Source organism: Thioalkalivibrio sp. HK1 (genome assembly GCA_000583135.1).
GTDB lineage: Bacteria > Pseudomonadota > Gammaproteobacteria > HK1 > HK1 > HK1.
Window position 1 is genome coordinate 12,340 of the sequence record JFBG01000036.1, and the last position, 21,788, is coordinate 34,127.

Below are 21,788 nucleotides of genomic sequence, written 5' to 3' on the forward strand. Positions count from 1 at the left end.
CAAGCCGATGGCGATCCTTTCTCATCGATCGGCATCGATCGGCAAAGATGGCTGATCGGCGGATTGTCGGCTCTTCGCCGAGATCCGCCGAGCGGGAGGGTGATCCGAATCATCGTTTTCCTTGATAAGGTGCAAAGTCGAGGTCGGGAAGGCGATTTGCGCTCCGTGACCTTCGATGATATCGATGATCCGCAGCAGGACATCCTCCTTCACCGTATGAAAGCGAGCCCAAGCGGTGGTGCGGGTGTAGCAGTAGATGAAAAAGTCGAGCGAAGAAGGGGCGAAAGCGTTGAAGTTCACCATCAGGAAATTATCGGTATCGATATCCTCGTGGGCCTTTAGCATCGCATCGACATCCGCCACGATCTTCCCCATCACCGGAGCGTCCTCGTAGCGGATGCCGATGGTCTCGTTGAGCAGGCGATTTTTCATGCGCGAGGGGTTTTCCACCGAAATATTGGCGAAGGCGTTGTTCGGGATATAAAGGGGACGGGTATCGAATTTTCGGATCAGCGTCCGGCGCCAGCCGATCTCTTCGACCACCCCTTCGATCTCCCGATCGGCGGATCGGATCCAATCCCCGACGGCGAAGGGACGATCGAGGTAGATCATCACCCCCCCGAAGAAGTTGGCGAGCAGATCCTTGGCCGCGAAACCCACCGCAATCCCCCCGATGCCGCCGAAAGCCAACACCCCGGAAATGCTGAATCCCAGATTTTGCAAAGCCACGAGGAAGGCGGTGATCAATACCGAGAGTCGCAGCAGTTTCGCGATGGCATCCAAGGTGGCGCGATCGTATGTTTCTCCCTTGGCCTTTTTGTCGGCGATGATCTCTTTTTCCGCGATGCGGATGAAGCGCACCGCGAACCACGCCGCGGTCGCGATGATCCCCACATCGCGCAGGGGGATGATCGCTTCCAAGAGGATCGTCTCGGTCTCCGCTTGGATGATGCGGATCGCGAAGGCGACTCCGACGATCCATATAAAGACCCGCAGCGGAGCGCCCAAGGCTTCGAAAAAACTCTCGTCCCAGACGCTCGGGGTACGCTGCAGAGCCTTTCGCATCTTGCCCACCGTCAACCTCGCCCCGAGCCCGATCAGCGCGGTCAGGAAGATGACGATGAATATTTGTACGACCCAAGATCCGATACCGAACTTGTCCAGGGTCTCTATGAATGCACTCGGTTCCATCGGTGTTTTGTTCGCGTTTTTTCGATCGGCGATTAATTGAAAGACGAGGTTTTCGCGTTCGAATCGCAGCGCCGGCTTTTCAATGCTCGATAGCCACGACATCGAACACGACATTTAAAAGGGTGATTATGCCGGATATCCCCCAAGACCGGTTGCGAAAGACATCAATCGCCGCCGGATCGACCGAGTTTGGCCAATAGATTGAAGGTGATCGGAGCGGCCATCACGATCAGGCTGATGCGAAAGACATGATGAACGGCGATGAATGCGGTATCCATGCCCAAGGAGAGGGCGATGATGCTCATCTCCGCCAATCCGCCGGGAGAGTAGGCGAGCACGATGGAATGCCAATCGATCCCCGTGATTTCTTGCAATGCGAAGGCAAAGCCGACGGTCGCAGCGAGCATCACGGCGGTCGAACTCAACGATAGCGCGATCATATTGCGCACCTTGCGCAGCGACACCCCGGAAAAACGCGAACCCAAGGACGAGCCGACGATCACTTGGGCGATGGCCACGATTTCCCAAGGCGGGGCGGATTCGGTGATACCGGTGGCGTGCACCGCCGCGCTTGCGAGCATCGGTCCTGCGAGTTGCCATGCGGGCATGCGGATCAACTTTCCGATGACCGATCCCACGAGGGCGCAAGTGGCCAACATCAGCATATCGAGGGATTCGATATCGACGATCGACGGTCCGATCGAAGAGGGTTCGGGGATCACTCCGGTGGTGATGCGAAACCAAAAAGGAATGATCAGCACCACCAACAACACGCGCGAGGCATGGATCAGGGCGACGACGCGATCGTCCGCTCCGGCGGCCGCCCCCGCAACGACCATCTCCGCCAATCCCCCGGGGGTGGCGGAAAAATAGGCGGTGGGGACATCGAAGCCCGCCACCTTGCGAAAATAAACGAAGAGAACGGCGATCAGCAGGGATAGATAGAGCATCAAGCAGAGCAGCGATAACATCCACTCGCCCGCTTTTTCGAAGATCTCCGGGGTGAAACTGGCACCGAGCAGCACCCCGATGACCGCGATCATCACCGAGCGCATCTGGATCGGTATCCTCATTCTCGCCCCGCCGAGCGAGCATGAAGTGGTGGCGACCATCGCCCCGATCATCCATGGCAAGGGCATGTTCAGCCACGCGAAAATCGCACCTCCCGCAGCACCGATGGCGATGGTGCGAAGCAGGATGAACCACCAAAGCGGGGAGAGAAATTCCATCGACAGGGATATCGCCGGGATATAAAAGATTCATTCGGTGCGAATCGCCGACGGCAGTCGCGGGCCGCGGCGATGGATCGCAAAGCACGTCTCGTGCGGGATCATTTCATTCGACCGGCGGGCAAAAGCGATCGACCCGAAGCGGCCCCGGGCTTGGATGGGTAGCCCGAAGCCCTTGGCCGCAAAGCGTTCGGGGGCCTTCGATCGCCCGAAGTCCCGATGCAAAGAGCGACCGATCAGCCCTCTCGATCGTGGCGGCCTCGGTCGTTTTTTCGAAAGCAAAGCGTGGCGAGATCGAGCGTTCGAAAGTCGGAATCGGAGGATCCTCGCCGCCGTCGACGATCGGCGGATCGATTTTTCGGCAATTATACGCCCCCTCGGGCGCATCATCGAACGCCTCGTCCTGAAATCGACGGGATCGCCCGTATTCGAGACAGGATTTTCGAGACAAGATGATCGAAATCATCGAGATCGATAACGCAGTATCGGCATCGACCTTTCGGCAATTCGTCAGGCTCGAAGATATGCGATATCGGCAACGGGTCCGCGCCGGTCAATCCCGCCGGCTGTTAGTCAGGAGCCCCTGCTCGCAGCCCTCGATCGATCGGCAACGGCCACGATGGATCTGCCACCGGGCATCGGAACGATGGACATTCTCCGGTCGAAAGCGATCAGGCCATTTTTTCGAGCGTGATCGATCCTCTTCTTTTTGCGATCCATCCCCCTTGAAGACTCCGGCCGGGCAAGATCGATGGATCGCAATGGAACAGGAGGTATTCGGGTGAAAGAGACCATCAAACCCTTGGACGATATTCGGGTGCTCGATATCGCCACCTTCGTCGCCGCCCCTTTCGCCTCCGCCTGCCTTGCGGAATTCGGAGCGGAGGTGATCAAGATAGAACGTCCGAAAGAGGGCGATGATCTGCGTCGGCTCGGCACCCCGAGCGATGCCGGGGATAGCTGGTGGTGGCTCAACGATGCCCGCAACAAGAAATGCATCACCCTCGATCTGAGGCGCGATCGCGGGGCGGGGCTTTTCCGAAAGATGGTGGCGAGCGCGGATGTGGTGGTCGAGAATTTTCGTCCCGGCACCTTGGAGCGTTGGGGGATCGGTTTTGCCGACCTATCATCGATCAATCCGAGACTGGTCATGCTGCGTATTTCCGCCTACGGCCAGACCGGACCGAAATCGGCCCTCCCGGGCTTTGCGCGCATCGCCCAAGCCTACGCGGGACTTTCCTATCTTACGGGGATGCCCCACACCCCACCGCTGATTGCGGGTTCCACCACCTTGGCCGATTACCTTTCCGGCCTTTACGGAGCCTTCGGAGTGATGTTGGCCTTGCGGGCGCGAGAGCGGACCGGGCGCGGCCAATCCATCGATATGGCGCTGCATGACGGCGTATTTCGTTTCCTCGACGAGATCGCCGCCGTCTACGATCGAACCGGCACCATCCGCGAACGAAGCGGCACCGAAACCTACGCCGCCGTTCCTCATAGCCACTACCCCTGCGCGGACGGAAAATGGGTGGCGATCGCCTGTACCAACGATCGCATCTTCGCCCGCCTCGCCAAAGTCATGGGCGAGCCGGATCTCGCCGACCCATCGAGGTTCGGCCTCAAAGAGTCGCGCCTTGCCAATCGGGACGAAGTCAACGCAGCGGTACGAGCATGGACCGAGAGCCTCGATAGAAAGAGCGTCGTTCTTCGCTGCGCCGAAGGCGACGTTCCTTGCGGCCCGATATGCAGCATCGAAGACATCTTCGAAGAAGAGCAATTCTGGTCCCGCGACACCCTCGTTCGGATACCGGATCCGCGCATCGGCGATGTCGCGATACAAGGAACGATTCCGAGACTCTCCGACACCCCGGGCGAGATCCGCCATCTCGGCCAACCCCTTGCCGCCCACAACCGCGACATCTATCAAACCGAACTCGGCCTTTCCTTAGAAGAGATCGCCGCCTTGGAAAGGGATGGGGTGATTTGAAAGATCGCCGAACCGACAGTCCGGCGTCGCTTAGATTTCTATGCCGAGGGCCGGGCGCTGGGCAATTCTCTCCCGAATCTCATCATAAACCTGAATATCGATACCATCTTTGACTTCGATGGATACCGCCAAGCCGTAGGCAACGGGATGGATGATTTCTCCCGCATCCTTGCGACAGTTGACCTTGATCTCGATATTGTCATTGTCGAATGAAGTGGGCTTATTCGACCCTTCGAAAATCTCGTGCTGGACGGTTCCTCGCCTTGCCGCCTGCCAGTCGTCGGCGCTCATACTGCATCGTTTGAATGAATTCTTATGGTCGCCATGCAGTTCGAACCATAAACCGGCTCTGCGATATCTTTGAGTTTTTGAAGCAATAGGGGATAACCAAGCCAAAGTGATGGTGAAGCGTAGCGATTTCTCAAGAAGTAGATCGATGGGGTGGGGTAAGGGTAGGCTGAAAATATGGGCTTCGCCATCTTTGAGTTGACCAAAGCCCAAGAGCGTCGCTCTTTGTTCCGTACAATTCAGAACTCGATCGATATCCGGGATTCCATATCCCATCCATTGCCGTATGAATTTTTTGGAATCTCGATTTCTACCTTTGCGTCCCGGTGGCTTTGTCGATCCGAAAGTGAAATCAGATGGCCGAGGTGCATGGATAGATTGAAGCACTCGAAGCAGGTTATCACCGGCTTCTCCCAAGGAACTGCCGTGAACGAGCATGGTTTTCAGCAAGGGGGCTTCATATATCCTCATATCATCCAGTTGATTGTCGTCGAATATTTTCGTTAGAGATTCATGGCAAACCCCCGCCGCTCGGCTGATCAAAGCGGTCGCGTTGCTGGTTCCGCAACTAAAGGATTCTTCGGTTGTCGATCCAGAATTCGCTCCGGGACAGGCGGATTTATTCCCCGGACTTCTGGTGTACTGAGATATTTCGATGGATTCTTCCGATAACTTGGCGGGTCTGATATATAGTTGCTTTCCTCCGGGAAAGATGATATCAGGCTTTATCGATCTTCTATAACCTCCACCGAAAGAAGAAATTGGACTAGGCAATAGATTTTCGAAAGGATCGAACCTATTACCCTCATAGTAGTCTTGACAATTATCATAATGTAAAGATCCGATACTGAGACCATTGATAGTTTCTGCCGGAGAGAGAATTTTCCTATTCCGAATATCATCCATGATTGATTTGACGATCCTGTCTTCTTTTTGGCGATTATCCATGGCTTCGAATTCCTTCCAAGACATTCCCAATGCAATGTCTTTCGTATGATTACCGGCACTGACGATAAAAAGTACGCTGTACTTGGCACTCAGCCAGTCCAACAGTTTAGCCAGAGGACTCATGAATCGATTGAAAGGTCGATTGATATCGCATATCGAAAGATTGATCACTTTCACATAGGGGGCGCTCCCTTCTCCTCGCTCGTTATCGAGCATTTTTTTTACTGCGATATGAAAGAGATCGACGATCAGATGATCATCCGGAACGCTTTCTCGCATATCGGACGATCGAGTATCGGGTTTCATGATAGGGAGGATAAATACCGGTCGAGATAAAGGGCTTTCGGTATTATTCCGATCGCCATGGATGATTAAAGACGCTATTACCGTTCCATGCTTGCGTTGATTCGCTTGATAATTACCCTCTCGATTATAGATATCATCGATATTCAATCTATCTGCGAGAAGCCGATGATTGGCAAGCGGAAGTCCATCAAGGATAGCGATCACCGGATCGCCTTCCGGCATCGGAGAGTCGGACAAAGGCAATACTCTATCCTCTCCGCTCTCATCAATTTCTTCAGATGATGGATATCCGATGGCCATCTGACCGACGGCTTGAAAGAACATAATTTCCTCGCATCGAACCAACTCGATCTCCTCTAGATCGATAATATCGTGCATCGCCTTTGCGGGGATCTCGGCCAGCATTCCGTGATAGGCGATCTCCTCGATAACGGATTGACCGATCACTCTGCCACCTGCTTGGTCTACGAAGAATCGAATATTGTTCTCGGCTCTTTTACGAGTCGAATTGTCGCCTCGAAACCAGAGTTCCATTTCGAATTTGATCAATCCTTCACCATCATGCTCAATTTGATCTCGCCAAATATCGAGAGCGCCGGTGTTTCCAAGTCTATCTTTCACATCCCACCGACGAATATCCTTTGCAAAACGAAAGAGAGATTTAAATTTTTCTAGTCCACGTTCGAATTTCATACTCGGATTTTTGGAATATCGATTCCATAAAGAGATAATTTCATCCAACGCTCTTTGATCGGACATTATGAAATAGAGATGTCCATTCAGTTCTTTTTCATGCTGATCCTCGTGGTAGAAATCACCGTCAGGCACAATATCATCGACTTCCATCTCGCCCATCCATTCAAGCCCCTCGACTTTTCTGATAGCGTTGAAAAAGCCCGGGATGCTATTGCCTACAATCTCGATAACCAATGTTTCCTCGGGTTCCGTCCCTGAAGGATTTTGCAAGGCATCCACTCTTTTCGCCTCGAAGGCGTCCTGTAGGCGTTGAAACATCGGAGACAGGCGTTCTGCCTGTCGTTGGATATCGGGCTTTTGGGGAGCACCGGAGCCAAAAGGTCGTCTCGTCCTATCGGCCTCTTGCGGGCTTGGGAATACTAAAATCGGGCGCTCGTTCATCACGAATCATTCCTATCGACATTGCTGTGCCACTCTCACAGATCGGGTGGACCATCCTTTGAGAGTCTCGGATACGATCTTTCTCATATCGCCATTGGGCTGATCGAGAATGTATTTTCTGAAAACGGTCATGCCGAACTCCTCGGCCTCGGAAAAACTCGATCCACTAAGACGTTTTGCCAAAGAAGCCAGTGAATGGCCCAAGGAAAGCCCGATTCGTTGTTCGAATTTCTCGAGCCATTCTTTCAAGCCTGACTGCGTCGGGGCGGGAAGATTCACCCGAACTTGGAAGCGACGCCATACCGCGCGATCCAAAAGTTCTGCATGATTGGTCGCCCCGATCACCGTGACATGGCTCGGGAGGTTGTCGATCTGCATCAGGAGCGAGCTCACCACCCGTTTGATTTCCCCGGTTTCGTGGAGGTCCCCCCTTTCTTTGCCGAGAGTTTCGAATTCGTCGAAAAAGAGGACACATCGCCGCGCGGACGCGTATTCGAATAGATTTTTCAGTCGAAGAGACGTTTCGCCGAGGAATGTGCCGACAACACTTTCATAGCGAACGACAAGAAAGGAAACAGTCATCTCATAAGCGATGGCTTCCGCCAAGGAAGTCTTTCCGTTCCCGGGGGGGCCGATAAGGAGTATGCGATTTCTCGGTTCCATATTATAGGAGCGGAGCAGATCGGCTCTAAGTTGCTCTTGAATCAGACTCTGACAGATATCCATCACTTCATCCGGCAGGATGAGATCGGAGATCTTTCTTTGCGGCGTCGACTCGTGAAAAAGGCTCTGCGTTTTCCAGCGATCCATCATCCGCCCCCGATGACTACCATTGAGCGTATGGGACTCGGCCGGAGGATTGTTAAGCGTTTCTTCCAATCGATCGGCCAAGACCCGGTGCTGCTTATTTCTTTCTTCGCTGATGATGGCCTCGACGACCTTTCTGAAGGACGCTTTATCCTCTCGCATAGCCGATTGAACGAGACGAGTGAGCAGATCCGCTCTTGCCATGGTTCGCATTCCCTCGGTGGTGGAACAATCGTTCTATTCACAAACGAAATCGTTCTATTCACAAACGAAATCGGTGATCATCCGATTGAATTTTACAATGTCAGCCGACTTCCCGGATGGGTTTCGATCTCGAACAACCATCCGATTTGCAGGATCGAGTATCGACAAGGCTTGATGATACATGGTCGATACATGTCCTCATAGCCACTACCCTTGCGCGGACGGAAAACGGGTGGCGATCGTCTGTACCAACGATCCCATCTTCGCCTTCGCCCGCCTCGTCAAAGTCATGGGCGAGCCGGATCTCGCCGATCCCTCGAGATTCGGCCTCAAAGAGTCGCGCCTTGCCAATCGGGACGAAGTCGACGCAAGCAGTACGAGCATGGACCGAGAGCCTCGATAGAAAGACCGTCGTTCTTCGCTGCGCCGAAGGGACGTTCCTTGCGGGCCGATATACAGCATCGAAGACATCTTCGAAGAGGAGCAATTCTGGTCCTAGGATACCCTCGCTCGGATACCGGATCCGCGCATCGGCGATATCGCGATACATTGATGCTGGCAGTCCTATCATTGTGCGAGTTCGCCCAGGATTTTTCTACCCAATTCTGTCAGACGGTATTTTTGTCTGTTGCTGCGAGGTTTTTCGGGGATGGTCATTTCGATGATGCCGAGGGATAAGCCCGGCTGCAGGTAGTTGCTGCGGAAGCTGGCCGGGTCTTTGAGATCGAGCGCAAGCATCAACTCATCACGGCTTTTCTCATCCCTTGATAGCAACCCGATCATCGTCGACATGGTGGGAGGGATATTTGGAGTGCCCGATTCGGATTTGATCGCGACATTAGGAATATGGTCGGGTTCTTCGAGGCTCGAATCCCCCGACATCGCCTCATCCATAAGAGAGCGGGTGGATTCCGTCAGACAATGGATATTATCGGTTTCCTTTCTCAGTAGATCCATGGAGACCAATTCCTTCAATACTCGGTGAGCGGCATGCAATTGCCCTCCGAGAGCCATGGCGGCATCGGTCGTTTTCAGATATTTCCCTTCGAAGGCCAAAGATAAAAAATGTGATTGCTCGACCGTTAATTCGATACCGGATATCGCACTAAGATATTGAGCCTTTCGAGTGGAAAGGGAAGCCTTATCCATAACGATCTCGAAAGATTTATCTTGCTTATTATTGTCGATGAAAGGGTGGCGGTAGCCCAGTTCATACCAGTTATGAAAAATCGCACTCATTCCGGTTCCCGCCTGATCGCTCAGACCGATACGCCGAAAGCAATCCACCAAAGTGGGATTACGGACACTCCCTTTTCCCGGGACGAACATCCTATCGATATCTGTATAGGCTTCGCCGGGATTCCATAAAACATATCGGTCAACGAACAATTTCAAAGATGCAGTTCGATGGGGATCTCCATAATCCTGATGGAGCAGTAGATTGATAACCGCTTCACGAAAAGCGACATAATCAGGGGGATCGTCTACCCGGCGTAGGGTAGTGGGATCCAGCCGAAAAGGATGATCCGCGATACGCCGGTATTTCGCAACCAATCCGTTCCATGTCTTGAAGAGATTCTCTTCGAAAAGGTATCGATCGTCCCAGCGCTCATAGCTATTCCATTGATCATGGCGGCGATCGATTCGCTGATAATCCAGCAATGGTCTAAAGAGAATCCGGCGCACATATTGATCGGTACCGAAGAGAAGAATCCCGGCGTATGTCAACTTGGGGGTGTTTTCGATATCTCGTAGAAAATTCCATTTCCTCAGAAATTCCACCGGATCATCGATCCTCTGCTGTTGGGGTTCCAATGTGTGAAATAAAGAGATATACCAACGAATGGTTTCTTCGTCGATCGCGCTAGCCGCATCCACCTCATCGAAGACTCGAGAATCCCAATGCTGATCGACGGCTTCCCTCGTTAGATAAAAAAGTTCTCTATCGGTGGCCCTTTCATTGCGACCCCCGCGCCTGATAAAGGTATTTCTCGGATTTTCGCTGTGGTAGACGGGTTTTAAGTGCCTGTCACTTTCCGGGATGAAGAAGGCGGGAATTTTCTTGCCATCGATATCGTATACTGCGGGCTCGGCGTCGATGAATCGATTCAACTTTTGTCCGCTACGCAGAGTATTCAAAAAATTCCCGCTGATACGATCGATCTTTGTCGAATCGATCCCTTTGATATGAAATCGACCCTGTTCCTCGGCAATTCCAAAAAGGATCCATCCTCCTCGGGTATTGGCAAAGCCGCTGACGGTGGGATAGATATTTTTCGGTATGTCCTTTCCCGCCTCCTTACATTCGAGATCGGTCCATTCGTATCCCTTCAGTCTCTCCATGAGTTCGTCTTTGGTCACGGATATCTCCCTTCATTGACTACCGGTGTTGACGCTCCCACCGCTTTCAGCCTTGGTTGGCTATCGGATGTCCTTGATTCAATGGTACACGATGGAGGATATGGTGGATAGTACATGGTCGGTACATGGTCGGTACATGGTCGGTACATGGTCGGTACATAGTGGGTACATAGTGGGTACATAGTGGGTACATAGTGGGTACATAGTGGGTACATGATGGGTACATATCTTTGATTTTCTGGGGGAATTCGCTCTGATTCCCTTATGCCACATCGTATTCTCGGCCTATGAAGCATCGGGGGCGGGTGCTGCTTGCTTGCCGTCGGATATCGAATTCGTGAAAGGATCGAGGTCGGAAGACATTTTCGTTCCTTCGGTTTCTTTCGAGTTCGGGGGCACAGGTGGGTAAGCGTTGGAGCTTGATCGATCATTCCTATCGGCATTGCCATGCCATCATTGCCGAATGAATGGACCGGCCATCGAGAGTCTCGGATATGACTTTTCTCGTATCGCCATTCGTCCGTTCGAGGATGTGTTTTTTGAAAACGATTATGTTGAATTCTTTTTCAATGGTCTTTTCACCAGATATGCCTTGGGTTCCAATGTCCATTGGTCGATTTGCCAAGGGTGGATGTATTCCAAGTCTCCGCCGCTACACTGAGGATTGTCCCCTCGACGATCGAAAATTACGCAGGTGACGATGGCAAGGGCTGTCGTTCCGCTTTCTTTCGAATGGAGATCGACCTCATTGGCCGTCATCATGACGCAGTCGGCCAAGGTGCTCGTTGTCCCTTTGACCTCGACTTTGACTATCAACTCGCCCTTTATGGCGAGATAGTCGAAGGGCTCGGTATTGGATTTATCCTCGACCTCGAATCCCTCGTTTTCCAAGTATTCTTTCGTTACTTGCATGGCGCGCAATTCGACGGCTTTCCTCTCGGCTCCATTCAACCCGTATCCTTGACGATGGCGATCGATCGCTTTGCCGGGGTTGATCATCCTCTCCATATTCTTCGCTGCGATATCCGATGCAGGTAGATCACCGAAGACGCTGTATGATCGATAGATGATGAATAAGCAATCCAGCGCAGCGCAGATTGCATCGACGAAATCGGCTTCGACGATCGAATCGATATCGAATCGTTTGCACAGCAAGGTCGCTTTTTCGAACGAAAGGGGCAATGGTTTTTCAGAGCGCAGATCGATCGTATCGACGAAGACGGATCGATCGGCTTCGTATTTTTTCAATATGTGATTGGCCCAGTCTTTCCTTCTATTCAACTCTTCATCGGGATTTTGTACTGGAATTCTCTTTTTTTTATCTCTTGTCGTCGCCGAGCATCCGAGAGTAACGAAGCAGGCCGCTCCATCGGTTGAGAAATGAATGACTACATAAAAACCTTTCATGGAAGAGGGCGAGAGCGATTCGCAGTAGATCCTCACCCAAGGGGTTTGTATCTTGTTGCCGCTTCCATCGCTTCCTTTGATGCGAAGGTCATTTGAAAATTCGCCCAAGGATTTCGAAAATCTTGGCAGGTGTTTTTTCAGTTTTCCGGGAAGATCTTTGCGTATCAATTCACCCCGCTCTTGCATTTCATGGGTATTCGTATGTGAGTAGAGGGTTTGCAGTTTCGCGATTCTTTGAATGACATCGATCATTTCGAGGTGACTCCCGATGCGCAGATTTCAGCCGGGACGGGTCGGTATAGATTGCCGATGATCGCCAATCATCATCGCCCATCGATGATACCGCTCATGCCCCGTTGGGTTTTTTCCGCTTGAGGATTTTTCCGGGTCGAGCGCCGGTCCACTCGTAGCCGCGGCGGACCTGCTCGCCGTTGACGATGACTTGGTAGATGCCGCGGGCGGGGCGTTCGGGGGATGCGAAGTCCGCTTCGTCGAGGATGTTGTCGGCGTCGAAGAGCACGAGATCGGCGAAAGCGTCGGGTTTGATCGTCCCTCGCCCTTCGAGACCGAAGACGCGGGCGGGAACGCCGCTCATGCGGTGCACCGCCTCTTCGAGCGTGAACAACTTCGAATCGCGGCAGTAGTGCCCCAAGACTCGGGGGAAGGTCCCCCAAAGTCGAGGATGGGGATGGCTATCGTGCGGCAGACCGTCCGATCCGATCATCGCATCCTGGAATTTCAAAATGCGCCGAAGGTCTTCCTCGTCCATCTGGAAGTAGATCGCCCCTGCGGGGCTCAAACGCTCCACCGCTTCCTCGGCGCTGCAGTCCCAAGACCGGCGGATCTCTTCGAAGTCGCGCCCCCCGAGTTCCGGATGCGGGGTCGACCAAGTCACCAGCACCCGCTCGGCCTTGCTCAGCCAATCGGCGAAGAGCACCGTCGAACTCGCCACATAAGGATAGACATCGAGATCCACCCTTTGCCGAGCCCGCGCTCGGGCAATCGCGGCAAGGGTCTCGCGGCTTCGCCCCCAGTTCTTGCGCCCGACGCATTTATGGTGCGAGATCACCACCGGCACCTGGGCCCGCTCGCCGATATCGAGGGTCTCGTGCACGGAATCGAGCACCCCGGCACCCTCGTCGCGCATGTGCGTGGTGTAGATGCCATCGTATTGCGCAACAAGGGAGGCGAGGGAGACGATTTCATCGGTCGGGGCGGCGAAGGCCGGGGGATAGGCGAGCCCGGTGCTCATTCCGATGCATCCGGCGCTCAGCGCCTCGTCGAGCAGCGCTTCCATCCTTTCGATTTCGGCGGGAAGGGCGGCACGGGAAAGATCGTCTCCCATCGTCGTCGCTCGCAGCGCGCTGTGACCGACCAGCGGAGCGAGGTTGAGAGCGGGCGGGGCGTCGGCCACCGCCGCCATATATTCGCGCATGGTCGAGAAGCGATACCAATCACCCCCGCCCAACAGATTCATCGGCGGCGGCGGAGCGTTCCCCGTATAGGGGGCCAGACTCACCCCGCAATTGCCGGTGATCACCGTGGTGACCCCTTGACTTATCTTGGGCGTCATATCCGGAGTGCTGAGCACCGCCCGGTCATCATGGGTATGGACATCGATGAATCCCGGGGCGACGATCAATCCGGATGCATCGATCTTGTTTCCCGCATCGATGCGCTCGTCCAAGTTCTCACCGACGGCGACGATCCGATCCCCTTCGATGGCGATATCCAGATGCGCTCGGGGACCACCGGTGCCGTCGATGACGTCGCCGGAGTGGATCAGGAGATCGCATCGAGGATTGCGGGGAGTCGATTTCAGATTCATATCGATGACACTCCGATGGAAAGGTGAAGGGGCAGTGGATGACGAGGAGGGCTCGCAAGCATCTATTTTGCCTTACATCCTTGGTTTCAACGAGCAAGCCCGACGAACAAGGGGGTGCCTTCGCAGGCAATTTAAACAATTCGGTTGATGTTATTTTTTCGTGACATGATTGATATTTATCCATACTGCGGTACGCCGCCATAAGCCCCGATGAGATAGACATCCTTGAAATTCTCATCCCGACGAACCCCATCGATCTCTTTGAGTCCGTAGATCTCGCTCGCTCCTTGAGAGTTTTTATCGCATAGAACGATCTCTTCTTTGAGGAGATCATCGAACAAGGTGGGATCTTGGCAGGACATCCATAGCTGTATACCCTTGCGATTGCGATCATCGTCGGCGAACCAGCGCGGAATTTCCCGCATCAGAAGAGGGTGGAGCGAGGCGTCGATTTCGTCGATCACCGCCAATCCGCCCTCGATGAACATCCTGTTGAAAATATGGAAGTAATTCATGAATTTGATCGTTCCGCTACTTTCTTCCAAGAAATCGATCCTTTTATCCAAACCCCGATGCTTGAACTCGAGGCGAGTGTTCTTGGACCGTTCTTCTCGTTCGAAGATGGCTTCTTCGATTCCGAAATCGGCGCGACGAAGTTCATGATTCAGACTATCGAGATTTTCTTGATCGCGATATGCAAAGGGCGTTATGGGCGGCAAGCCACCGAAGAGCCATCCGGGGACTCGAAGATTCGAAGTGACCCACCCGATAGAACTGCCGATCGCTTGGGCGATATCATGATTGAGTCGTATCATGATGGAGATGATGCTGGCGTCGGGGCGTTGGAATGCCGAAGCCAAAAGCGGATTTTTCGATCCCAGTTTCATCTCCGAAGCGGTGGAAACGTGACCTTTTTCGTTGCGCTCGAAAACCCGACGAAATCGCCCTTTCTTTTCCGGACGAAATTTGACCGATTCCGATAGCACGCGATCGGCTTGTCCTTCATCTCGAGGGCCGAGCACGAGTTCGTATTTATAAAGGCAGGTAGGAGAGCCTTCGGGTTTTTTCAGATTCGCAGGTCCGCTGAAATGAATCTCGAAGCGAGTGGGACTCGCCTCCATCTCCCGGGTAAAGAATTTTTCGTAAGGCAATCTCCCCCCGGGTTCCTTGGCGAAACTCGAACTGACGAACCAACCGACGAAGTTCAAGGCATGCAGCAGATTCGTCTTCCCCGAGGCGTTGGCTCCGTAAATGGCGACGACTCTCGGCGCTCGCCTCTCGGCGCCATCGAAGATCGGCTCCAATCGACCGGGCTCCGAAGGGACCTTGGCCCCGACCGTGAGGTCGATGATTTGGCGCTCCCGGATCGATCGGAAGTTCTCGATCTCGATTCGGTGGATCATGGTGTCGTTCTCCGAGTTCGATATTTAGGTGAGATAATAATGACTCCAAGTCAAAAAATCAACGAAAAAATCGCAAAAATACGATTTTAGATGATAAATTCATCTCACAAATGGAGTGTTTTCCGGTTGAAAGATGATATCGGTGTGATAAAGAGCGAGGTGCCTTGTCGAGCGGGTGAAGCCAAGAACCGACACGGAGGGGCGGGGTCTTCGGGGTAGGGGGCGGACGAACCGGCCGAGATTTCGAAAAGAGATGGATAATGGGCGCATCGATCGTCAATAAAAGTGCCGGCGTTCGGTCTTCGAAGGGGGCGTCGATATCTTGGTGTTTGTCCGCAAATATCGAGAAAACTCGAATCCCGATGGCCGGCATTTTTCGATTTGCCGACCATTTGCCGAGAAGGGTTTTCGTAAATCGGAGGCGATCGTTTTTATAGTCTTACGGGATTCGTCATCGCTTGCTGCCCGCTCGCCGATCATTCGCAGGCGCTCTTTTTCTTCGGGTATATCATCGCCGAGATCCGATCGGGTGTTTTCGAATCTCGCCTCGTTCGACCCTTAAGATCGTGAAAAAAAGGGGAGGGTTCGATGTCTTTTTTTCGGTCGATGCTTTTCGCGCCCGGCAACCATCCGCGTCGGGTCGAAAAAGCCTTGGATCTCGAAGTCGATAGCGTGATCCTGGATCTCGAGGATGCGGTTGCGATCAACGAGAAAATCCTCGCCCGTTCGCAGGTGGCGAAGGCCTTGTCCCGACCGCGCAAGGGGAGCGCTCGAGTCCGCATCAATGCCTTCGAAACCCCTTTTTGCGTCGACGACCTGCGGGCGGTGGCGGTTGCCGGTCTCGACGGTATCGTCCTTGCGAAGGTGGAATCCGCAGCCCAGCTCGTGGCGGTCGATTGGTTGCTTCGGGCTTTGGAGCGAGAGCGCGGGCTCGTCGAGGGCGGGATCGATCTCATGCCGATCATCGAGACCGCCGCCTCCCTTTCGGCGCTGCGCGAGATCGCCGCTTGCGGTTTGGCCAGAGTGCGCAGGCTCAGTTTCGGGGCGGCGGATCTCACCCTCGACCTCGGGATGCGCTGGACGAGGGACGAGCATGAACTTGATTCGGTGCGAACCCGGATCGTGATCGAATCGAAGGCGGCGGGTTTGGAAGCGCCGGTCGATACCGTTTTTGCCCGATTGGGAGATCCGCAAGGGTTGTGCGCTTCCGCCCGTCGCGCCCGCGATCTGGGTTTTCAAGGCAAGCTATGCATCCATCCCGAGCAGATCGATCCGGTCAACACCCTTTTCACCCCCGACGGGGAGGAGGTCGCCCACGCCCGCCGCATCATCGCCGCCTTCGAGTCCGCCGAAGCCGAAGGCAGCGCCTCGATCCGCTTGGATGGGCAGTTCATCGACTACCCTATCGTGGAGCGGGCGCGCCGCATCGTCGATATCGCGCAGCAAAGATCGACGATGCCCGATATCATCCACCGATGATGAGCGGCGATGGGCGAGGGGGAGACCCGCTCGCCAAGATCTGAAAGACCACCGATCTTGAGTCCGCCGATAAAAAAGAACGAAGAGGAGGTTTTTCGATGAGCCTTGCCGACCACCCGATCGAGCCCGTGCGCGAGCAAGACATTGCCAAGTGGCTGGGCGGGCGCACATTCGCCGAAGCCTATCGAGAATACGATGAGACCGGCTGCATTCGCTTCGAGGGCGTGCTCGACGAGCGACAACTCGACGCAATTCGCACGGCGTTGGCGCCCTATCTGGAAGCCGATATCAAGGGTCGCGGGGATTTCGAGGGCATCAAGACCAATCGCGTCTACGCCATGATGGCCAAATCGCAAGTCTTCTCCGATCTTGCGATCCACCCCTTGGCGCTGGCCTTCGCCGAGGCCGACTTAGGTCTTAGTTGCCAGCTATCCGCGCTCTTGGCGATCAATTTGCATCCGGGCGAGACCGTCCAGCCTTGGCACCATGACGACTTGCACTGCGGATTGCCCAGACCGCGCGCCCCGCTGCAGGTCAGCGCTTTTTGGGCCATCGACGATACCACCGAGGATAACGGAGCCACCGAATATCTACCCGGCAGTCATCGCTGGCTCGAAGATCGAATCGGCGGGGCGCCCACCGCCGATTCCTATTTCGGGCGCAAGGAGATAAGCGGCGATCCCGATGCCCGCCCCGACGCCATCAAGGCCGTGATGCCCGCAGGTTCGCTGATGCTGCTCAAGGGGATGGTCTGGCATCGCGGCGGAGCCAACCGTTCCGATGCCTCGCGTATGATCATCACCCCGCAGTATTGCGTGGGCTGGATGCGACCGCTGGAGAACTTTCTGCTGGCAACCCCGCAAGATACGATCCGGTGCATGCCCAAACGGGCTCGAGAGTTGATCGGCTATTCGATCCATCCGCCCTTCATGGGCTATGTCGACGGCATGCACCCCGATCGCACCTTGGGGTAGGGCCTCTACGGGACCTCATCGACACGATCTTTTCATCGACGCGGGTCGCCGCTGCGATCACCACCCCAGCCGCTTCGCCTTCGCTCGAAGACGCTCTTCGGGCCTTGCCCAAGCCTATCGAATCAGGATCGAGACCCTCCATGTCGTTGCCCGCCAAGCCCTTGCCGGATCGGAAGATCGGCCATAGCGAACGACCCTTGAGCGTCGTCAACCCGACGGGCGCAGGCCCCTTTTTGCTCGTATGCGAGCATGCCTCGAACCATATCCCGGCCATCTTCGGCAACCTCGGTCTCGATGAGGATGCGCTCGCCTCCCATATCGCTTGGGATATCGGAGCCGGCGCCCTCGCCGAAGCGCTTGGCCGTCGCCTCGATGCCCCGCTGATCCGCAGCGAGATTTCCCGATTGGTCTACGACTGCAATCGCCCCCTCGATGCCCCGGATGCGATTGTCGAGACGAGCGATCACCGTTTCATCCCCGGCAATGCCGGTCTCGACGATGCCCGCCGCCGACAGCGCAAGGCCATTGCCTACACGCCCTTTTGCTCGGCGATCTCCGAAACGGCGCGATCTTTCAACGCCCGCTTCGGTCGGGATTGGGCGCTCGTTACCATTCACAGTTTCACCCCGGTCTACGACGGGAAGCACCGCGAGGTCGAAATAGGCATCTTGCACGATCGCGATACGCGCCTTGCCGATGCGATGCTCGCCTCGATCGATCACGCCGAGAGATTCATCACAAGGCGCAACGAGCCTTATGCCCCGGTCGACGGCGTTACCCATACCGTTCAAGTGCACGGCCTTGCCAACGGCGTGGCCAACGCCATGATCGAGGTGCGAAACGACCTGCTCGAAGACCCCGAGTCGATCGCCTTCATCGCCGACCTGCTCGCCGACTGGCTGCGCACGGCGATGCAATCCCTACGAGAGCGCACCGCCGAAGAGGCGAGCGGATGACCCCGATGCTGCGCGCCTACATCCGATGGATCGATGCCATGAATTACCGCATCGGCCGCTTCGCGATGTACGGCATCTTCGCGATGATCGGGATCCTGCTTTGGTCCTCCTTCACGAAGATCGCGAGCGTCCCCTCGTTGTGGACGCTCGAAGCCGCTCAGTTCGCGATCATCGCCTACTTCTTCATCGGCGGCCCTTATTCCATCCAGATGGGCTCTCACGTCCGGATGGATCTCTTCTACGAGCGTTGGTCGGCGGGCAAGAAAGCCCTCGTGGACGGCATCACCGCGCTCTTCTTGCTGGTCTATCTGGCGGTGCTGCTGTGGGGTGCGGTCGGCTCCACCGCTTATTCGCTCGGCCATTTCGGCTCCGAGCCCTTCGGCTTTCTCGCAGGTATCGCCCTTGGCAGCGAAGAGGTCGGAACGCTCGAACGCAGCCGTACGATCTGGCGCCCCTATCTTTGGCCGATCAAGGTCGTGATGTGCATCGGCATCGCGCTCATGCTCTTGCAAGCGCTATCGGAGCTCTTCAAGGACATCTTGCGGCTGCGCGGCGAGGCGCTCGAGGCGATCGAGACATGAGCTACGAAGCCATCGCCCTGTTGATGTTCGTATCCATGATGGCGCTTTTATTCACCGGACAGCGTGTCTTCGGTGCCATCGGCTTCGTTGCGGTCATCGCCGCCCTCGCTCTGTGGGGCGATCGCGGCGGCTTCGATCTGGCCTTTGCCCAAGCCATCAAGGTCATGCGCTGGTATCCGCTGCTGACCGTTCCGATGTTCGTCTTCATGGGCTATGTGCTCTCGGAGAGCGGCATTGCCGATGATCTCTATCGCATGTTCCATGTCTGGATGGGCGGGATCCACGGCGGGCTCGCCATCGGCACCATCGGGTTGATGGTGCTGATCTCGGCGATGAACGGTCTATCGGTGGCCGGGATGGCCATCGGAGCCACCATCGCCCTTCCCGAACTCCTGCGCCGCGGCTACGACAAGCGCATGGTGACCGGTGTCATCCAAGCCGGGAGCTCGCTCGGCATCCTCGTCCCGCCCTCGGTCGTCTTGGTGCTCTATGCGATGATCGCGCGCCAGCCGGTGGGCCAACTCTGGCTTGCGGGGATTGTCCCCGGCCTGATGATGGCGACGCTCTTCATCGTCTATATCTGGATACGCTGCCGCATCGAGCCTGCGCTCGGTCCTGCGCTCGGCGCCCACGAGCGGGCCATGCCCAAGGCCGAGAAATACCGGCTCCTCCTATCCGGCCTGTTGCCCCTGTTCATCTTCTTCTCGATGATGATCCCCTTCGTGAATGGATGGACATCGCTGGTCGAGAGTTCGGCGATCGGGGCTCTGGCGGCGCTGGCCGCCGCCACCTTCAAGGGCCGCATGAACCGGCGGGTCTTCGAGTCCTCGGTACGCAAGACCCTCGGCATCACCTGCATGTTCTTGTGGATCATCCTCGCCGCGCTCGCCTTCGGCGCCGTCTTCGACGGGCTGGGTGCGGTCAAGGCCATCGAAGGACTGTTCACCGAAAGGCTCGGCCTGTCGCCGTTCATGATCCTCATCCTGATGCAGCTGAGTTTCATCGCCATGGGGACCTTCTTGGACGATACGGCGATGCTGGTGATCGTCGCCCCGCTTTATATTCCGCTGGTCGGCGCTTTGGGTTTCGATCTGATATGGTACGGCGTGCTCTATACCATCACCACCCAGATCGCGTACATGACACCGCCTTTCGGCTACAACCTCTTCTTGATGCGCGCCATGTCGCCTCCGGAGATCGGCATCGCGGATATCTACCGATCGATCATTCCCTTCGTGGTCGTCATGATCTTCGGATTGACCCTTGTGATGGCTTTTCCCGAGATCGTGCTATGGCTACCTGAGTCTATTTACGGAAAATGAGTCGCTACGGGGGCGTGGGCGATCCTCGTGCCCGATCACTTCTAAGATCACATTTCAATCACCTTTTCGACAACCCGGAGAAAAAGGAGCGGAGAATGACCACGAGACGCGATTTCATCAAAGGGGCGGCCATCAAGGGCGCCGCCGTCACCGGAGCGGCCACCGGTCTTGCCGCCCCGGCAATTGCCCAGACGACGATCAAATGGCGCCTGCAAACCTACGCCGGCGCCGCATTGGCCGAACATGTCGTCAAACCGGCGATCGATACCTTCAACAAGATCGCCGGCGATCGGATGCAGATCGAGCTCTTCTTCGCCGACCAGCTCGTGCCCACCGGCGAACTCTTCCAAGCCATGCAGCGCGGAACGATCGACGCCGTTCAATCCGATGACGACTCGATGGCCTCTCCCACCGAGGTCACCGTATTCGGCGGTTATTTCCCCTTCGGCAGCCGCTATTCGCTCGATGTCCCGGTGCTCTTCAATCAATACGGGTTGAAAGAAATCTGGGATGCCGAGTATTCGAAAGTCGGCGTCAAGCATATTTCGGCAGGGGCGTGGGATCCCTGCCATTTCGCCACCAAGGAGCCGATCAACGCGTTAGCCGATCTGAAAGGCAAGCGAGTCTTCACCTTCCCCACCGCCGGCCGCTTCCTCGCCCAATTCGGAGTGATTCCGGTCACCTTGCCTTGGGAGGATATCGAGGTCGCCGTCCAAACCGGCGAACTCGACGGCATCGCATGGTCGGGCATCACGGAGGATTACACGGTCGGTTGGGCCGATGTCACCGACTATTTCTTGACCAACAATATCTCCGGGGCTTGGATCGGTCATTTCTTCGCCAATATGGAGCGCTGGAACGAACTGCCCGAAGACTTGAAGCATCTCTTGATGGTGTGCATGGACCAAAGTCACTATTACCGCCAGTGGTGGTATTGGGGCGGCGAAGCCAACCTGCGCGTCAACGGAACCAAGATGAAACTCACTACCATTCCCGACGAGGAATGGGCCCAAGTCGAGGCCGCCGCAGTGACTTTTTGGGACGAGATCGCCAAGGAATCGCCGACGAAGGCCAAGGTCGTGGAGATCTTCCGCAAATACAACGCCGACATGCAAAAAGCCGGCCGGCCCTATCGCTACGGCTGATCATCCGCCATCCGCGCGATCGAAAGAACAAGGCGAAGGGTGCCGATCCGGCACCCTTCGCCCCGATGCCGACGGTTTTTTCCGGCGATGTCGATCTTGCTCGAAGGCATCGGCAATTTTTCCGTTCGATACGATTCTCGATGCGATCAAACCAAGGGATCGACCAATCGATCATCCAAGCCCTCGCTCAAGCAATTCTTGCCTGCGTTCGGACTGTTCGGGGCAGATAGAAAGA

The 21,788-nt window shown here is 55.4% G+C and carries 16 protein-coding genes and 1 pseudogene; 8 read left to right on the top strand and 9 right to left on the bottom strand.

All coding sequences use genetic code 11. From position 1 onward, the window contains the following. Window positions 1-21: 21 nt before the first annotated feature. Both BF99_RS0110080 and BF99_RS0110085 read right to left on the bottom strand, forming a co-directional pair. Window positions 22-1,191: a mechanosensitive ion channel family protein gene (locus BF99_RS0110080; protein WP_025770765.1), complete on the bottom strand. Its 1,170-nt coding sequence runs from the start codon at window positions 1,189-1,191 to the stop codon at window positions 22-24. Between the two features lie 164 nt (window positions 1,192-1,355). Next, window positions 1,356-2,420, bottom strand: a complete 1,065-nt coding sequence (locus BF99_RS0110085) for an AbrB family transcriptional regulator (RefSeq protein ID WP_025770766.1) — start codon at window positions 2,418-2,420, stop codon at window positions 1,356-1,358. Window positions 2,421-3,201: 781 nt separating this feature from the next. On the opposite strand from BF99_RS0110085, the gene BF99_RS0110105 reads away from it, so the two are divergent. After that, complete coding sequence (locus BF99_RS0110105) at window positions 3,202-4,407, top strand: CaiB/BaiF CoA transferase family protein (protein ID WP_025770769.1); 1,206 nt, start codon at window positions 3,202-3,204, stop codon at window positions 4,405-4,407. A gap of 30 nt (window positions 4,408-4,437) precedes the next feature. Here the strand turns inward: BF99_RS0110105 and BF99_RS0110110 are convergent, their stop codons facing one another. After that, entirely contained in the window at window positions 4,438-7,086 is a 2,649-nt protein-coding gene (locus BF99_RS0110110; RefSeq protein ID WP_038098022.1) for a S8 family peptidase, read from the bottom strand. A gap of 12 nt (window positions 7,087-7,098) precedes the next feature. Continuing rightward, window positions 7,099-8,097, bottom strand: coding sequence for an AAA family ATPase (locus tag BF99_RS0110120; protein WP_025770772.1), 999 nt, complete (start codon window positions 8,095-8,097; stop codon window positions 7,099-7,101). Between the two features lie 181 nt (window positions 8,098-8,278). Here BF99_RS0110120 and BF99_RS0110130 point away from each other — a divergent pair, with 181 nt between their 5' ends. After that, window positions 8,279-8,500 carry a CoA transferase gene (locus BF99_RS0110130; protein WP_025770773.1) on the top strand — a complete coding sequence of 74 codons (222 nt, stop codon included), beginning with the start codon at window positions 8,279-8,281 and terminating at the stop codon, window positions 8,498-8,500. A 164-nt stretch (window positions 8,501-8,664) separates the two neighbouring features. Here the strand turns inward: BF99_RS0110130 and BF99_RS23755 are convergent, their stop codons facing one another. The 5 genes and pseudogenes from BF99_RS23755 to BF99_RS0110155 all read right to left on the bottom strand — a co-directional run bounded on the left by BF99_RS23755 (window position 8,665) and on the right by BF99_RS0110155 (window position 15,096). Then, window positions 8,665-9,825 carry a Fic family protein gene (locus tag BF99_RS23755; RefSeq protein WP_231471360.1) on the bottom strand — a complete coding sequence of 387 codons (1,161 nt, stop codon included), beginning with the start codon at window positions 9,823-9,825 and terminating at the stop codon, window positions 8,665-8,667. A gap of 282 nt (window positions 9,826-10,107) precedes the next feature. Next, window positions 10,108-10,440 (bottom strand): annotated as a pseudogene (locus BF99_RS24000) (AlbA family DNA-binding domain-containing protein); the annotation flags it as partial. 567 nt (window positions 10,441-11,007) lie between these two features. Beyond that, window positions 11,008-12,117, bottom strand: coding sequence for an MrcB family domain-containing protein (locus tag BF99_RS0110145; RefSeq protein WP_025770775.1), 1,110 nt, complete (start codon window positions 12,115-12,117; stop codon window positions 11,008-11,010). A 94-nt stretch (window positions 12,118-12,211) separates the two neighbouring features. After that, window positions 12,212-13,693 carry an N-acyl-D-amino-acid deacylase family protein gene (locus tag BF99_RS0110150; protein WP_025770776.1) on the bottom strand — a complete coding sequence of 494 codons (1,482 nt, stop codon included), beginning with the start codon at window positions 13,691-13,693 and terminating at the stop codon, window positions 12,212-12,214. A gap of 176 nt (window positions 13,694-13,869) precedes the next feature. After that, window positions 13,870-15,096 carry an AAA family ATPase gene (locus BF99_RS0110155; protein ID WP_025770777.1) on the bottom strand — a complete coding sequence of 409 codons (1,227 nt, stop codon included), beginning with the start codon at window positions 15,094-15,096 and terminating at the stop codon, window positions 13,870-13,872. A gap of 588 nt (window positions 15,097-15,684) precedes the next feature. Here BF99_RS0110155 and BF99_RS0110165 point away from each other — a divergent pair. The 6 genes from BF99_RS0110165 to dctP all read left to right on the top strand — a co-directional run bounded on the left by BF99_RS0110165 (window position 15,685) and on the right by dctP (window position 21,553). Continuing rightward, window positions 15,685-16,575, top strand: coding sequence for an HpcH/HpaI aldolase/citrate lyase family protein (locus BF99_RS0110165; RefSeq protein ID WP_025770778.1), 891 nt, complete (start codon window positions 15,685-15,687; stop codon window positions 16,573-16,575). Window positions 16,576-16,673: 98 nt separating this feature from the next. Continuing rightward, window positions 16,674-17,549, top strand: a complete 876-nt coding sequence (locus tag BF99_RS0110170) for a phytanoyl-CoA dioxygenase family protein (RefSeq protein ID WP_025770779.1) — start codon at window positions 16,674-16,676, stop codon at window positions 17,547-17,549. Between the two features lie 140 nt (window positions 17,550-17,689). Next, the gene (locus BF99_RS0110175; RefSeq protein WP_038098024.1) at window positions 17,690-18,505 is read left to right on the top strand and encodes an N-formylglutamate amidohydrolase; all 816 of its coding nucleotides are present in this window, start codon (window positions 17,690-17,692) and stop codon (window positions 18,503-18,505) included. Window positions 18,506-18,510: 5 nt separating this feature from the next. Continuing rightward, complete coding sequence (locus tag BF99_RS0110180) at window positions 18,511-19,086, top strand: TRAP transporter small permease subunit (RefSeq protein WP_197019102.1); 576 nt, start codon at window positions 18,511-18,513, stop codon at window positions 19,084-19,086. Then, window positions 19,083-20,408 carry a TRAP transporter large permease gene (locus BF99_RS0110185; RefSeq protein WP_025770782.1) on the top strand — a complete coding sequence of 442 codons (1,326 nt, stop codon included), beginning with the start codon at window positions 19,083-19,085 and terminating at the stop codon, window positions 20,406-20,408. Before BF99_RS0110180 ends, BF99_RS0110185 begins: the two co-directional genes overlap by 4 nt. A 95-nt stretch (window positions 20,409-20,503) precedes the next feature. After that, on the top strand, window positions 20,504-21,553 hold the full coding sequence (gene dctP / locus BF99_RS0110190; protein WP_025770783.1) for a TRAP transporter substrate-binding protein DctP: 1,050 nt from the start codon (window positions 20,504-20,506) through the stop codon (window positions 21,551-21,553). The last annotated feature ends 235 nt before the right edge of the window (window positions 21,554-21,788 follow it).